This window comes from Burkholderia arboris (assembly GCF_038723655.1).
Taxonomy (GTDB): Bacteria; Pseudomonadota; Gammaproteobacteria; order Burkholderiales; family Burkholderiaceae; genus Burkholderia; species Burkholderia arboris.
Genome location: NZ_CP109821.1, coordinates 3,591,409 through 3,606,316, shown reverse-complemented (window position 1 = coordinate 3,606,316; position 14,908 = coordinate 3,591,409). Strand labels below are relative to the sequence as shown.

Genomic DNA, 14,908 nt, shown 5'->3' with positions numbered 1-14,908 from the left:
CGACCGCTTTATAGCACACGCCGAAGCGACGGCGGCTCAGCGTGTAAAAAGCGGCTCATCATAGAGGGGGGCTGCAACGGCGGCAAGCGCCCGCCGCGGCGGGACGCGCAAACATGCGCAAAACCGCCTGGCCGGCCCGCGAATTCAGGCTTCGACGATCAGGACGTCGCGCAATTTCGGTGCGTGCGGCACGCCGGGTACCGCGCTCAGGTCGGACAGCATCCGCTCGACGATCGCCGCGTGCGGCAGCACCGTGCCGAAGAAGCGTGCGGTGTTCGCATCCTCGATCAGGATCGTCGGGAAGTTCTCGACGTCGAGATCGTCGAGCCGGTCGGCATGCGTTTCGATGTCGATCCAGGCGAAGCAGGCGTCCGGATGCGCGTCGGCGAGCTGGTCGAAGGCCGTCCGGTAGTCGCGGCACGTGCCGCACCATTCGGCGCACAGGCAGGCGACGAGCAACGTACCGGGATCGGCGAGGCGCTCGGCGATCCGATCCGCATCGGTGTCGAGGTTCAGCGCGGGCATGGAATTCCTTGGATATCGTCGGCGGCGCGGCCGCCCCTATGCCGGGGAATGTAGCACGCCGCGCGCGGCCGGGGTGGGCGCGGCGTCAAGCCGCGCGAAGCGTCCACCGGCGACGCTCGCGACACGGCCGGCCAGTTCGAGTGCGAGCAGCGCGCGGTGCAGCACGTCGTCGGACAGGCCGCTGTGCTCGGCGAGCCATTCGTAGGTAACGGGGCCGTATCCCAATGCGGCCAGCACGGCTTGCTCGGACGGGCGATCCGGCGGCGGGGCCTCGATCCGGGCCGGAACGGCGGCGGCTACGGCTACGGCTACGGCTATGGCGGAATCCGCTTGCGCGACGCCGGCAGTTTCGGGTTCGCGGATTTCGCCTGCGTCCGGACCCGGATTTCCGGCGCGCACCGCGCTGCCTGCTGCGCGTGCTGCCGGTTCCGCCGGCCCGTATTCCTCGAGCACATCGCGCGGTGTCGCAGTGAGCTTCGCACCGTCGCGGATCAGCGCGTGGCAGCCCTGAGCAAGCGGCGCGTGAATCGATCCCGGCATCGCGAACACATCGCGCCCCAGTTCGTTCGCGAGCCGAGCGGTGATCAACGAGCCGGAGCGCGGCGCGGCCTCGACGACGAGCGCGCCGATCGAGAGCGCGGCGATCAGCCGGTTGCGCTGCGGGAAGTGCGCGGCGCGGGCCGGCGTACCGAGCGGCCATTCGGACAGGATCGCGCCGTGCGCGGCGATCTCGTGGGCGAGCGCGCGGTGCCGCGCCGGGTAGACGAGATCGGCGCCCGTTGCGATCACCGCGACGGTGCCCGACCGGCCGTCGAGCCCGCCGCGATGCGCGGCGCCGTCGATGCCGAGCGCGAGGCCGGAGATGATCGTGAGACCCGCGTCGGACAACGTGCGTGCGAAACGCGTTGCGTCGGCGAGCCCCTGCGGCGTCGCGTGGCGGCTGCCGACCACGGCGAGGCCGCGCGCATGTAGCAGGTCGAGCCGCCCCTTTACATATAGCAGGGGCGGCGGATCGTGCAGGTCGCGCAGCCGCGGCGGGTAGGCCGGATCGTTCAGCGCGACGAGCAGGTTGCCCGGCCCGTCGAGCCAGGCGAGTGCGGCGTCGGTGCGCGCGTCGAGATCGTCGCGCTCGCTCGCGCGCACGGCTTGCGCGGTGGCGGGGCTGCTCACGGCGGCGATGGCCTGGTCGGACGCGTGCAGCAGCGCCGCCGGCGAGCCGAATGCATCGAGCAGCGCCTGCAGTACGGCGGGCGTGAGGCCGGGTGCATGGGCGAGCTGCATCCATGCGCGCAGCGCGGAGTGCGTCAGCGCTTGCGGCGACATGAGGCTGCCCTCGAATGTGGCGGCCAGCGAAGCGCGTGGCGCCATGATAAAATTTTCATCATCCGAAATACTCGACAGGGCCGCGCGCACAAGCGCCCGGCCAATTGCAGGAGGCGCGATCCGCGGCATTGATACGCCGCGCATCCGCCTCATCTTCATTGCATCCCGGCGGCGGCACCAGCCGGCCGGATGGCCGATGCGGCACGCCGCTCCACCGAATACCGAACACCATGGCTTTGCTGAACATTCTTCATTACCCCGACAAGCGGCTGCACAAGGTCGCCAAGCCCGTCGACAAGGTCGACGACCGGATCCGCAAGCTCGTCGCCGACATGGCCGAGACCATGTACGCGGCGCCCGGCATCGGCCTTGCGGCTACGCAGGTCGACGTGCACGAGCGCGTGATCGTGATCGACGTCTCCGAGGAAAAGAACGAGCTGCGCGCGTTCATCAACCCCGAGATCGTGTGGTCGAGCGACGAGAAGCAGATCTATGAAGAGGGCTGCCTGTCGGTGCCCGGCATCTACGACGAAGTCGAGCGGCCGGACCACGTGCGCGTGCGCGCGCTCAACGAGCAGGGCGAAACCTTCGAGCTCGACTGCGAAGGCCTGCTCGCTGTATGCGTGCAGCACGAGATGGATCACCTGATGGGGCGCGTGTTCGTCGAATACCTGTCGCCGCTCAAGCAGACGCGCATCAAGACGAAGATGAAGAAACTCGAACGCGCGATGTAATGCGCGCTCACGCTGCCCGACCCCGAACGCTGTCATGACCCATACGTTGCGCGTGATTTTTGCCGGCACGCCGGAATTCGCCGCGGCTGCCCTTGCCGCGATCCACGAGGCCGGTTTCCCGGTGCCGCTCGTGCTCACCCAGCCCGATCGCCCTGCTGGGCGCGGGATGAAGCTGCAGGCGAGCGCCGTGAAGCGCTACGCCGTCGAGCACGGGATGCCCGTCGCGCAGCCGCCGTCGCTGCGCCGCGCGGGCAAGTACCCGGCCGAGGCGGCCGACGCGATCGAGCTGCTGCGCGCGACGCCGCACGACGTGATGGTGGTGGCCGCGTACGGCCTGCTGCTGCCGCAGGAAGTGCTCGACATCCCGCGCGCCGGCTGCATCAACATCCATGCCTCGCTGCTGCCGCGCTGGCGCGGCGCCGCGCCGATCCATCGTGCGATCGAGGCGGGTGACGCCGAGACGGGCGTCACGCTGATGCAGATGGACGTCGGCCTCGACACCGGCGCGATGATCGAGGAAGCCCGTCTCGCGATCGCGGCGGACGATACGACCGCGACGCTGCACGACCGTCTTGCCGCCGACGGCGCGCGGCTGATCGTCGACGCGCTCGTGCAGCTCGAGCGCAACGGCACGCTGCCGGCCACGCCGCAGCCGGCCGACGGCGTGACCTACGCGGAAAAGATCGGCAAGCATGAAGCGGCGCTCGACTGGCGCAAGCCGGCAGACGTGCTCGCGCGCCAGGTGCGTGCGTTCGATCCGTTCCCGGGCGGCGTCGCGACGCTCGACGGCGCGGCGATCAAGCTGTGGGCGGCCGAGCCCGTGGCGGCGCGCGGCGACGCGGCGCCCGGCACGATCGTCGAAGCTGCGCCGGAAGGCGTGGTCGTCGCATGCGGCAGCGGCGCGCTGCGCGTCACGCAGTTGCAGAAGCCGGGCGGCAAACGACTGCCCGCGCGCGAATTCCTGGCCGGCTCGCCGCTCGCCGCGGGCCAGCGTTTCACGCTGCCCGACGTGAACTGACACGGCCTGATCGCCATTCGACACGGTCTGCCGGCGCTGCGCAATTGGCCGGACGGCCGAGTCGCGCGGCGTGGCAGGCGCGCGTAGAATTTCCTTGCGCTCACCGGTTTCGAGGTTTTCATGTTCGGCATCACCCATTTCGGCTTCTTCGTGTTCGCGGTATTCCTGCTGAACATCACGCCCGGCCCCGACACGGCCTACATCGTCGGCCGCAGCGTCGCGCAGGGTCGCGGCGCGGGGCTGATGTCGGCATTCGGCATTTCGGCCGGCTGCTGCGTTCACGCCCTCGCCTGTGCATTCGGCCTGACCGCGCTGCTCGCGGCGTCGGCCACCGCGTTCACGGTGATCAAGCTGGTCGGCGCGGCCTACCTGATCTATCTCGGCGTGCGGATGATCATCGCGAAGCAGGCCGGCGCGCCGTCGGGCGCCGAAGCCGCGCAGGCCGCCCCCGCCAAGCCGTTGCGCCAGTTGTTCATGCAGGGCTTCTGGACCAACGTGCTGAACCCGAAGGTCGTGCTGTTCTTCGTGTCGTTCTTCCCGCAGTTCGTGTCGGCCGACAGCCCGCACAAGGCCTGGGCGTTCCTGACCCTCGGGGCGGTGTTCGTCGCGATGAGCACGGTCTGGACCAGCCTGGTCGCGTGGGTCGCGGGCAGCGTCACCGAGCGCTTTTCCGGCAAGCCGGGCGTCAGGAAGTGGCTCGACCGCACGGTCGGCAGCGCGTTCGTCGGCCTGGGGCTTCGTCTTGCGACATCGCAACGTTGAGATTGAATTTTTCCGGCAAGACCTTATCTAACAAATCGCTTACAATTTTCCGCTGCGCCCTCTGATGCGTGGCGGGTCCCCTGACGGATAAGGAGTGGGTATGTTCAATTGGGTCAAAACGGCGATGCTGATGGCCGCGATCACGGCCCTGTTCATCGTGATCGGCGGCATGATCGGCGGCTCGCGCGGCATGACGATCGCGCTGCTGTTCGCGCTCGGCATGAATTTCTTCTCGTACTGGTTCTCGGACAAGATGGTGCTGCGCATGTACAACGCGCAGGAAGTCGACGAGAACACGGCGCCGCAGTTCTACCGGATGGTGCGCGAGCTGGCCACGCGCGCGAACCTGCCGATGCCGCGCGTCTACCTGATCAACGAGGACGCGCCGAACGCGTTCGCAACGGGCCGCAACCCCGAGCACGCGGCGGTCGCCGCGACGACGGGCATCCTGCGCGTGCTGTCGGAGCGCGAGATGCGCGGCGTGATGGCGCACGAGCTCGCGCACGTGAAGCACCGCGACATCCTGATCTCGACGATCACCGCGACGATGGCGGGCGCGATCTCGGCGATCGCAAACTTCGCGATGTTCTTCGGCGGGCGCGACGAGAACGGCCGGCCGGCCAATCCGATCGCGGGTATCGCGGTCGCGCTGCTCGCGCCGATCGCCGGCGCGCTGATCCAGATGGCGATTTCGCGCGCACGCGAGTTCGAGGCCGACCGCGGCGGCGCGCAGATTTCCGGCGATCCGCAGTCGCTCGCGACCGCGCTCGACAAGATCCATCGCTATGCGGCGGGTATCCCGTTCCAGGCGGCCGAGGCCCATCCGGCCACCGCGCAGATGATGATCATGAACCCGCTGCACGGCGGCGGCTTGCAGAACCTGTTCTCGACGCACCCGGCGACCGAGGAGCGCATTGCGCGCCTGATGGAGATGGCGCGTACCGGTCGCTTCGACTAAACCCCGGCTCCCCGCGCGGCTGTTGCCGCGGGGAGCCGTCATGCCACCCCGCACGCTTCGCGCTGCGGGGTGTTTCATTTGTGCGTGCCGTAAAGGGGCCAAAGGGGCCGCGTGGTCGCACGCTACAATGCGCGGTTTGGGATCGCGAGGCTTCGCGGCCGCCGCGATCCTGCCGTTTGCCGCATTTTTTGCTGCACGTTTTTGCCGCGCCTGATTGCCGATTCCGTACCGATGACACGAACCCGTTCTTCCGCTCCGTCCTCTTCCGGCCGCCCGGCGCGTCTGGCCGCGCTGCATCTGGCGCCCGAATCGCTCGGCTTCGCGCTCGACGCGGCCGCGCAGGCGGTCGATGCGGTACGGCGCGGCACCGCATTGCCGGCGGCACTGTCGGCGGTGTTCGCGCAGATGCCGTCCGGTGCGCAGGCGCTCGCGCGCGGCGCGACGCAGGACGTCGCCTACCGGACGATGCGCCGCCTCGGCAGCGCGGACTGGCTGATCGGCAAACTCGTCAGCAAGGCGCCGCCTGCGCACGTGCATGCGGTGCTCGCCGGCGCGCTCGCGCTGCTGCTCGATCCGGCGGACGATGCCGCGTATCCGGCGTTCACGGTGGTCGACCAGGCCGTGACCGTGATCGGCGCGCGGCGTGAATGCGCGTTCGCGAAGGGCATGGTCAACGCGGTGTTGCGTCGTTTCCTGCGCGAGCGCGACACGCTCGTCGCGGCGATGCAGGACGACCCGGTTGCGCGCTGGAATTACCGCGCATGGTGGGTCGATGCAGTGAAGCGCGCATGGCCCGATGCATGGCAGGCAATCCTCGCGGCCGGCGAACGCCAGGGGCCTTTGACGCTGCGCGTGAATGCGCGCCGCGCGAGCGTCGATGCGTATCTCGACACGCTGCGCGCGAGCGGCATCGAGGCGACCGCGATCGGCCGGCATGCGGTGCGGCTCGCGTCGGCGCTGCCGGTCGATCGCATTCCGGGATTCGCCGATGGCGTGGTGTCGGTGCAGGACGCCGGCGCGCAGCTCGCGGCCGAATGGCTCGGCGCGCGTGACGGCATGCGCGTGCTCGACGCGTGCGCGGCACCCGGCGGCAAGACGGGCCACATTCTGGAGTTGGCCGGTGCGGAAGTCGTGGCGCTCGAAAGCGACGCGGCGCGCGCGGCACGCATCGGCGAGAACCTCGTGCGCCTGTCGCTCGACGCCGACGTGCGCGTCGGCGACGCGGGCGCGCCCGACGCGTGGTACGACGGGCGTCCGTTCGACCGCATTCTGGCCGACGTGCCGTGCTCGGCGTCCGGCATCGTGCGGCGGCACCCCGACATCCGCTGGCTGCGCCGCGAGGCCGACATCCCGGCGCTCGTCGCGGAGCAGCGCCGCATCCTGTCGGCGCTGTGGCCGCTCGTGAAGCCGGGCGGCGAACTGCTTTACGTGACCTGTTCGATCTTCCCCGAGGAAGGCGAATGGCAGGCGCGCTGGTTTGAAGCGGCCTGTGAAGATGCGGTACGATTGGACGCCCCCGGCCAGCTGCTGCCGGGCGGCGTGCAGGGACGGGCGGCCGCCGGCGCACTCGACCAGAACATCGATCACGACGGATTTTTCTACGCGCGGTTTCAGAAACGGTGACGATCAAACACCTTTTTCCATTTCGGCTCGCGGCCGTCTTGCTGGTCGCGTTGATGCTATGCCTGGCCGTCGTCCGGCCGGCGCATGCCGAATCGATCGCCGTACAGCGCGCGTCGCTCCAGTCCGACGGAAGCGGCTGGAGCCTCGACGCGCGTTTCGACTTCGAGCTGAATCCGAACCTCGAGGATGCCGTCAACAAGGGCATCCCGCTTTACTTCACGACCGACTTCGAACTGAGCCGCGCGCGCTGGTACTGGTTCGACGAGCAGCCGGTGGCGGTGACGCAGACGATCCGCCTGTCGTTCCAGCCGCTCACGCGCGAGTACCGCGTGTCGACGGGCGGCCTGCAACTCGGCTTCCCGTCGCTGAAGGATGCGCTCGCGGTCGTGCGGCACATCACGTCGTGGCACGTGATCGACCGCAACCAGGTGCGCCTGGGTGAAACCTACACGGCGTCGGTGCGGATGCAGCTCGATACGGCGCTGATGCCGAAGCCGTTCCAGGTCGATGCCGTGAACAACCGCGACTGGACGCTCGGGTCGGACTGGAAGCGCTTCAACTTCACGGTGACCGAACGTGCTAAATAAAGTGCGCCGCGCGGCCAGCGGGAAGAGCCTCCTCGTTCGCGTGATCGTCTCGACCGTCGCGCTCACCGCGCTGCTGCTGCTCGTGCTGCTCGCGGCCGCGAGCGCGAACACCGAATTCTTCGACCGCTACTACTCGTGGCTGTACGCGATGAACATCATCGTCGCGCTGGTGTTCCTGCTCGTGGTGCTCGGGCTGATCGGGATGATCATCGTGCGCCTGAGGAAGGGCAAATTCGGCACGCGGCTGCTCGCGAAGCTCGCGGTGTTCTTTGCGCTCGTCGGCGTGGTGCCGGGCGGGATCATCTACGTGGTGTCGTACCAGTTCGTGTCGCGCAGTATCGAGTCGTGGTTCGACGTGAACGTCGAGACCGCGCTGACGGCTGGCCTGAACCTCGGCCGCGGGATGCTCGATGCGTCGCTGTCCGATCTGCAGACGAAGGCGCGGCTGATGTCCGACCAGCTCGCGAGCGTCGACGCGAACACGAACGGCACGACGCTCACGCTGCTGCGTCTGCGAGACCAGTTCGGCGTGCAGGATGCGACGATCGTCGAGCCGAGCCGCGGCGGCTCGGGCGCGGCGCCCGACCTGCATATCGTCGCGCAGGCGTCGGGTAATTTCGCGGCGCTGATCCCGGACGACCTGCCGACGTCGCTGATGCTGAGCCAGGCGCGCGAACACGGCGCCTATGCGGCGATCGAAGGCGAAGTCGACGGTGACCCGCGCACGCACGGCGCGAAGGGCGCGCTGCGGCTGCGCGTCGTGCGGCCGATCCCCGATGCGACGACGTCGCTGCTGCAGCCGGCGGAGCGCTTCCTGCAGCTCACGCAACCGGTGCCCCCGACGCTCGCGCACAACGCGGATGCCGTGCAGCGCGCGTATCGCGAGTACCAGGAAAAGTCGCTCGGCCGCACGGGGCTGCGCAAGATGTACATCGGTACGCTGACGCTCGCGCTGTTCCTCGCGACCTTCATCGCGATGATGCTCGCGCTCGCGCTCGGCCAGCAGCTCGCCCGGCCGCTGTTCCTGCTCGCGCAGGGCACGAAGGAGGTCGCGGAAGGCGACTACACGCCGAAGCGCGAGATCAAGACGCGCGACGAGCTCGGCTTCCTCACGCAGTCGTTCAACGCGATGACGCGCCAGTTGTCCGAGGCGCGGCTCGCGGTCGAGAAGAACCGTATCGCGCTCGAGCATTCGAAGACGTATCTCGAGAGCATCCTCGCGAACCTGACGGCCGGCGTGTTCGTGCTCGACCGCCAGTTCCGGCTGACGACGGCCAATCGCGGCGCCGAGCGGATCTTCCGGCAGCCGTTCAACGCGCTGATCGGCACGACGCTCGACCGGATCGGCGTGGCCGCCGGGTTCGGCGCGATGGTGCGCAAGGCGTTCGCCGATCGCGAGGCGGCATCCGACGGCGGCAGCGGCGATCGCGGCCACTGGCAGCAGCAGTTCGCGATCGAGATGCCGGGCGAAACCGAACCGCTGACGCTGCTCGTGCGCGGCGCGCGCCTCGTGTCGACGGTCGAGGGGCAGGCCGACGATCCGCAGACGTCCGGCTATGTCGTCGTGTTCGACGACATCTCCGACGTGATTTCCGCGCAGCGTTCGGTCGCGTGGGGCGAGGTCGCGCGGCGGCTCGCGCACGAGATCAAGAATCCGCTGACGCCGATCCAGCTGTCGGCCGAGCGGCTGCAGATGAAGCTGTCCGACAAGCTCGCACCGCCTGATGCGGATGTGCTCAAGCGCGGTGCGACGATGATCGTGAACCAGGTGGCGGCGATGAAGCGGATGGTCGACGATTTCCGCGAATACGCGCGCACGCCGCCGGCGGTGCTCGCGAACCTGCAGCTGAACGAACTGGCGAGCGAGGTGCTCGGGCTGTATGGTGTCGGCGAAGGCAAGAGCCCGATCGTCGCCGAGCTCGCGCCGTCGTTGCCGGTGATTCGCGGTGACGCGACGCAACTGCGCCAGGTGATTCACAACCTGCTGCAGAATGCGCAGGATTCGGTCGCGGAGTCTGCGCATCCGCGTGTGTTGATCGAAACCAAGACAGTAGAATATGGCGATCCCGACGCCGAGGGCAAAACGCGCGTCGCGGTACGTCTGACCGTGTCCGACAACGGGCCCGGTTTTCCGGCACGCATCCTGACCCGCGCGTTCGAGCCTTACGTGACGACGAAGGCGAAGGGCACGGGGCTCGGGCTGGCCACGGTCAAGAAAATCGTCGACGAGCACGGTGCGCGGATCGATCTGCGCAACCGCATGCACGGCGAGACCGTCGAGGGTGCGCAGGTGTCGATCCTGTTCCTGCAGATGGCGAGCGATACGCCAGGCACCGAACCGGGTGCGCAGGACGGGACGACCCCCGCCAAGACAAAAGCAAGTGAGCAGACAAAGGCAGCGTAAATGGCAACCATCCTGGTGGTAGATGATGAAATGGGCATCCGGGAATTGCTCTCGGAGATCCTCAGCGATGAAGGACATGTCGTCGAGGCGGCGGAGAACGCGCAGGCCGCGCGGGAATACCGGCTGAAGCAGGCGCCCGATCTCGTGCTGCTCGATATCTGGATGCCCGATACCGACGGCGTCACGTTGCTCAAGGAATGGGCGGCGCAGGGGCTGCTGACGATGCCCGTGATCATGATGTCCGGGCACGCGACGATCGATACGGCCGTCGAGGCGACGAAGATCGGTGCGCTCGATTTCCTCGAGAAACCGATCGCATTGCAGAAGCTGTTGAAGTCCGTCGAGCACGGTCTCGCCCGCGGGGCGGCGCCGGTGTCGGCGAATGCGGCGGCGAAGGCCGGCGCCGGGCAGGCCGCAGGGCCCGCGGCGGTCGCGTCCGCGGCTGCGCTGCCGACGCTCGGCGACGACATGGTGTCGGCCCTCGGCCTTGCGGGCCAGACGGCCGCGATCCCGTTCGACATCCCGTTGCGCGAAGCGCGCGATGCGTTCGAGCGCGCGTACTTCGAATATCACCTCGCGCGCGAGAACGGCAGCATGACGCGCGTCGCGGAGAAGACGGGCCTCGAGCGCACGCACCTGTATCGCAAGCTCAAACAGCTCGGCGTGGAGCTCGGCAAGAAGCCGGCCGAAGGCGCGCTATAAAATATTTTGCGAAAGCACTTGCTCAAGTGAAGAAGGGTCGCTATACTTTCTCTTCTTCGTTGGCCCGGTAGCTCAGTTGGTAGAGCAGCGGATTGAAAATCCGCGTGTCGATGGTTCGATTCCGTCCCAGGCCACCAGCATTTAAAACCCCAAGAATCGGAAGGTTCTTGGGGTTTTTCGTTTGTGGTGGGTATGGCGTGTCGTTGGCGGCGTGGCCGGCAGCATTTGCCGGGGCATGATAAAATCCGTGCCCGCTCAATGACTTAGCGCATCGCTTCATGCGCACGGCAGGCCGCGTGTCTCGCGCCGCCGTGACGCGCGGCAACGATGCCGCGCGATGGGCGGTATAAGCGCGCCGCCGCGTTCGCGGCCAATCGCGCTGCCTATACTGGTCGAGCCGGCGCAGGCCGGCCGCGTCGGGCCGCCCGGCGGCAGCCGGCCTTGGGGCGCAGCGCGACGCGAGCCTACACATTCACGGAGTATCACGGTGATTCGGACAGACGCTAAAGACGGCGCGCTCGTGTTGTTTTCCGGCGGGCAGGACTCGGCCACGTGCGTGGCATGGGCGCTCGAACGCTACCAGACGGTCGAGACGCTCGGCTTCGATTACGGCCAGCGCCATCGCGTCGAGCTCGAATGTCGCGAAGGCGTGCGCGAAGCGCTGAAGCGCGATTTTTCCGCCTGGTCGGACCGGCTCGGCGACGATCACATGATCGACCTGTCGGTGCTCGGTGCGATCAGCGATACCGCGATGACGCGCACGATCGAGATCGAGACAACGGCGAACGGCCTGCCGAACACGTTCGTGCCGGGCCGCAACCTGATGTTCATGACGATCGCCGCGGCGATCGCCTATCGCCGCGGGTTGCGCGTGCTGGTCGGCGGGATGTGCGAGACCGATTTCTCGGGCTATCCCGACTGCCGCGACGACACGATGAAGGCGCTGCAGGTCGCGCTGAACCTCGGCATGGACACGCGCATCGTGCTCGAGACGCCGCTGATGTGGCTCGACAAGGCGCAGACGTGGCAGCTCGCCGAACAGCTCGGCGGCGAGGCGCTCGTCGAACTGATCCGCGTCGAGACGCACACGTGCTACGTGGGCGAGCGCGCGGAACTGCACGACTGGGGTTTCGGCTGCGGCGAATGCCCGGCCTGCAAGCTGCGCAAGCGCGGCTACGAGGCTTACCTGAAGGGCGAGCGGGTGACCGAGGCGCCGCTGTGAGCGGGTGCCGGCAGTGCCGGCTGGATAACGGATTCTGATCGACAACGAGCGGCGCGAGCCGGACGAAGCACGATGACTTACGCGGTCAAGGAAATTTTCTACACGTTGCAGGGCGAAGGCGCGAATGCGGGCCGGCCGGCCGTGTTCTGCCGGTTCGCCGGCTGCAACCTGTGGTCGGGCCGCGAAGAGGATCGTGCGGAGGCCGTGTGCCGCTTTTGCGATACCGATTTCGTCGGCACCGACGGCGAGAACGGCGGCAAGTTCAAGGACGCCGAAGCACTCGTCGCGACGATCGCCGGCCTGTGGCCGGAGGGCGAAGCGCACCGCTTCGTCGTCTGCACGGGCGGCGAGCCGATGCTGCAACTCGACCAGCCGCTCGTCGACGCGCTGCACGCGGCCGGCTTCGAGATCGCGATCGAGACCAATGGCTCGCTGCCGGTGCTCGAATCGATCGACTGGATCTGCGTGAGCCCGAAGGCCGACGCGCCGCTCGTCGTCACGAAAGGCAACGAACTGAAGGTCGTGATCCCGCAGGACAACCAGCGGCTGGCCGACTACGCGAAGCTCGACTTCGAGTACTTCCTGGTCCAGCCGATGGACGGCCCGTCGCGCGATCTCAATACGAAGCTCGCGATCGACTGGTGCAAGCGTCATCCGCAGTGGCGGCTGTCGATGCAGACCCACAAATATCTGAACATTCCCTGAGCCACGGCTTTTGACATCGTGCTGATTACCCGAAAACTCGAATTCGACGCGGGCCACCGCATCCCCGATCACCGCAGCCAGTGCAGGAACCTGCACGGCCATCGCTACGTGCTCGAAATCACGCTGCGCGGCGATCTCGTCGATACCGAAGGGGCGCCCGACCGCGGCATGGTGATGGATTTCGCCGACGTGAAGGCGCTCGCGGTCGAGCACCTCGTCAGCAAGTGGGACCACGCGTTCCTGGTCTACGCGCGCGACGACGTCGTACGCTCGTTCCTCGAACAGATGGCCGACCACAAGACCGTCGTGATCGACCGGATCCCGACCGTCGAGAACCTTGCCGCGCTCGCGTTCGACCTTCTCGCGAACGTGTACGACGCGCACTACGGCGTGAACCTGCGCCTCGAACGCGTGCGTTTGTACGAAACGCCGAACTGCTGGGCCGACGTCGAGCGCCAGCCCGGCCGCTGATCCCGCCTTCCCGGCAGCCCCCGCCATCCGGCGTGGGCTGCCCGTCACTGCGCCGTGCCGGCCCCGTCCCGCGTCGGCAACGCTTCCCCGGCTGTTCCCGCATTCCGCGCAACGCCGCGCTATGATCGTTGAGTGGCACCGGAAAATGCTTCCGTGCGCCGTTGCACGCCATGCGCTGTCAGATCGGCTGCCCGTCGCCGACTAACGTTCCAGGGTGCGATCCGGTGCAGCCGCCGTGCTGCGCTGCACGACGTGTCGCATTCCGCTTGGCCAGTTGCTTGTCCCGTTCGATTGCCGTTCCGTCCAGGAGGCCGTATCGATGAGCACGCTCACCAATTCCCTCAAACAACGCCTGCGTGACGGCGACGATCCGCTGTACGGCCTGTGGCTGTCGCTCGGCAGCGAATCGGCTGCGGAAGCGCTGGCGCATGCCGGTTACGACTGGCTCTGCATCGACATGGAGCACGCGCCGAACGACAGCCGCGACGTGGCCTCGCAGCTGCGCGCGATTGCTGCTGCGCACCTGCCGAGCGAACCCGTCGTGCGCGTGCCGGCGCGCGAGCCGTGGCTCGTGAAGCGCGCGCTCGACGCCGGCGCGCGCACGCTGATGTTTCCGTCGATCGAGACGCCCGACGAAGCCGCGCATGCGGTGCGGCTCACGCGCTATCCGTCGCCCGATTCGCCGGACGGGCTGCGCGGCGTCGCGGGCATGGTGCGTGCGGCGGCGTTCGGCATGCGCCGCGATTACGTGCAGACGGCGAATGCGCAGGTCGCGGTGGTCGTGCAGATCGAATCGGCGCGCGGCGTCGACGAAGTCGAGCGGATCGCGGCGACGCCCGGCGTCGACTGCCTGTTCATCGGCCCGGCCGATCTCGCGGCAAGCCTCGGGCATCTCGGCGACATCCGCCACCCGGACGTCGAAACCGCGATGGCGCGCGTGCTCGCAGCCGGCCGGCAGGCGGGCGTCGCGGTCGGTATTTTCGCGGGCGATACGGCAGCCGCGCGCCAGTACCGCGAGGCCGGTTACCGGATGATCACGGTGTCGGCCGACGTAAGCTGGCTGCTGCGCGCGACGCGGCAGGCGCTGCAGGAGGTACGGTCATGAACGGCGGCGACGGTGCGTGCCGCGGGCGCGCGCAGATCGGTATGGTGTTCGGCCTGTGGGCCGTGTGTGTCGCGGCCATCGCGCAGGGTGCGCCGCAAGCGAAGCCCGATCCGTCGCACGAGACGCAATCGGCGGTCGCCGACTACAACGCCGGCGACTTTCGCGCGGCGCTGGTGCAGTTCCACGACGCGGCCGAGCGCGGCGATCGTCTCGCGCAATTCAACTACGCGATGATGCTGCTGACGGGCGAAGGCGTGACCGCGAACGTCGACGAAGGGCTGCGCTGGCTGAAGCGCGCGGCCGACGCGAACATGTCGCATGCGCAGTACGTGTACGGCCGGATGTTCGACGACGGCGAGTTCGTCGCGCGCAATCCGGCCGAAGCGCATCGCTGGTTCTTGCGGGCGGCGAAGCAGGGGCACGTGCAGGCCGAGCTGTCGCTCGCGAACCAGTTCCTCGACGGGCGCGGTACGCCGCGCGACAACCGGCAGGCGTTCGCGTGGTACAAGCAGGCCGCCGACGCGGGCGAGCCGACCGCGCAGTACGTGACCGCGTCGTTTTACGAGCGCGGCGGCGACGGCGTCGCGCAGAACCTGAACATCGCGCGCGCGTATTACGCGGCGGCGGCCGCGCAGGGCGACGAGACAGCCGGGCTGAAGTTCAAGGAGCTGAGCGCGCGGCTGAAGGCGCAGGAGCCGGCAACGGGCGGCGGAGCGGAACAAGGCGGGCCGCACGCGCCACCGCAGTAAGCGGCCGCGTCCGGCCTCCT

General features: G+C 68.2%; 15 protein-coding genes and 1 tRNA gene. 14 read left to right on the top strand and 2 right to left on the bottom strand.

The genetic code is table 11. From position 1 onward, the window contains the following. Positions 1-144: 144 nt before the first annotated feature. Positions 145-525: a thioredoxin family protein gene (locus OHZ10_RS16930; RefSeq protein ID WP_059232896.1), complete on the bottom strand. Its 381-nt coding sequence runs from the start codon at positions 523-525 to the stop codon at positions 145-147. 36 nt (positions 526-561) lie between these two features. Continuing rightward, on the bottom strand, positions 562-1,893 hold the full coding sequence (dprA, locus tag OHZ10_RS16925; RefSeq protein WP_342703249.1) for a DNA-processing protein DprA: 1,332 nt from the start codon (positions 1,891-1,893) through the stop codon (positions 562-564). Between the two features lie 185 nt (positions 1,894-2,078). Between dprA and def the strand changes: the two genes are divergently transcribed. The 14 genes from def (at position 2,079) to OHZ10_RS16855 (ending at position 14,888) form a co-directional block, all read left to right on the top strand. Next, positions 2,079-2,582 carry a peptide deformylase gene (def, locus tag OHZ10_RS16920; RefSeq protein ID WP_011353573.1) on the top strand — a complete coding sequence of 168 codons (504 nt, stop codon included), beginning with the start codon at positions 2,079-2,081 and terminating at the stop codon, positions 2,580-2,582. Positions 2,583-2,616: 34 nt separating this feature from the next. Beyond that, the gene (gene fmt / locus OHZ10_RS16915) at positions 2,617-3,600 is read left to right on the top strand and encodes a methionyl-tRNA formyltransferase (RefSeq protein ID WP_059232898.1); all 984 of its coding nucleotides are present in this window, start codon (positions 2,617-2,619) and stop codon (positions 3,598-3,600) included. Positions 3,601-3,720: 120 nt separating this feature from the next. Continuing rightward, the gene (locus OHZ10_RS16910; protein ID WP_174994331.1) at positions 3,721-4,362 is read left to right on the top strand and encodes a LysE family translocator; all 642 of its coding nucleotides are present in this window, start codon (positions 3,721-3,723) and stop codon (positions 4,360-4,362) included. Positions 4,363-4,462: 100 nt separating this feature from the next. Continuing rightward, a complete protein-coding gene (gene htpX / locus OHZ10_RS16905) occupies positions 4,463-5,320 on the top strand; it encodes a zinc metalloprotease HtpX (RefSeq protein WP_059232900.1) in 858 nt (285 codons plus the stop codon). A 231-nt stretch (positions 5,321-5,551) separates the two neighbouring features. Then, entirely contained in the window at positions 5,552-6,943 is a 1,392-nt protein-coding gene (gene rsmB / locus OHZ10_RS16900) for a 16S rRNA (cytosine(967)-C(5))-methyltransferase RsmB (RefSeq protein ID WP_174994330.1), read from the top strand. Next, positions 6,940-7,530 carry a DUF4390 domain-containing protein gene (locus OHZ10_RS16895; protein WP_059232902.1) on the top strand — a complete coding sequence of 197 codons (591 nt, stop codon included), beginning with the start codon at positions 6,940-6,942 and terminating at the stop codon, positions 7,528-7,530. Before rsmB ends, OHZ10_RS16895 begins: the two co-directional genes overlap by 4 nt. Continuing rightward, a complete protein-coding gene (gene esaS, locus OHZ10_RS16890; protein ID WP_059232903.1) occupies positions 7,520-9,934 on the top strand; it encodes a sensor histidine kinase EsaS in 2,415 nt (804 codons plus the stop codon). Before OHZ10_RS16895 ends, esaS begins: the two co-directional genes overlap by 11 nt. Beyond that, entirely contained in the window at positions 9,935-10,636 is a 702-nt protein-coding gene (gene esaR / locus OHZ10_RS16885; RefSeq protein ID WP_059232904.1) for a response regulator transcription factor EsaR, read from the top strand. Positions 10,637-10,697: 61 nt separating this feature from the next. Continuing rightward, positions 10,698-10,773, top strand: a tRNA-Phe gene (locus OHZ10_RS16880). A gap of 350 nt (positions 10,774-11,123) precedes the next feature. Next, positions 11,124-11,858 (top strand): 7-cyano-7-deazaguanine synthase QueC, encoded by a 735-nt coding sequence (gene queC, locus OHZ10_RS16875; RefSeq protein WP_059232905.1) that lies wholly within the window; start codon positions 11,124-11,126, stop codon positions 11,856-11,858. A 72-nt stretch (positions 11,859-11,930) separates the two neighbouring features. Then, on the top strand, positions 11,931-12,563 hold the full coding sequence (queE, locus tag OHZ10_RS16870; RefSeq protein ID WP_021163976.1) for a 7-carboxy-7-deazaguanine synthase: 633 nt from the start codon (positions 11,931-11,933) through the stop codon (positions 12,561-12,563). 18 nt (positions 12,564-12,581) lie between these two features. Beyond that, positions 12,582-13,034, top strand: a complete 453-nt coding sequence (queD, locus tag OHZ10_RS16865) for a 6-carboxytetrahydropterin synthase QueD (RefSeq protein WP_059232906.1) — start codon at positions 12,582-12,584, stop codon at positions 13,032-13,034. A gap of 319 nt (positions 13,035-13,353) precedes the next feature. Continuing rightward, positions 13,354-14,139 carry an HpcH/HpaI aldolase family protein gene (locus OHZ10_RS16860; protein WP_059232907.1) on the top strand — a complete coding sequence of 262 codons (786 nt, stop codon included), beginning with the start codon at positions 13,354-13,356 and terminating at the stop codon, positions 14,137-14,139. Further along, entirely contained in the window at positions 14,136-14,888 is a 753-nt protein-coding gene (locus OHZ10_RS16855; RefSeq protein ID WP_059232908.1) for a tetratricopeptide repeat protein, read from the top strand. Before OHZ10_RS16860 ends, OHZ10_RS16855 begins: the two co-directional genes overlap by 4 nt. The last annotated feature ends 20 nt before the right edge of the window (positions 14,889-14,908 follow it).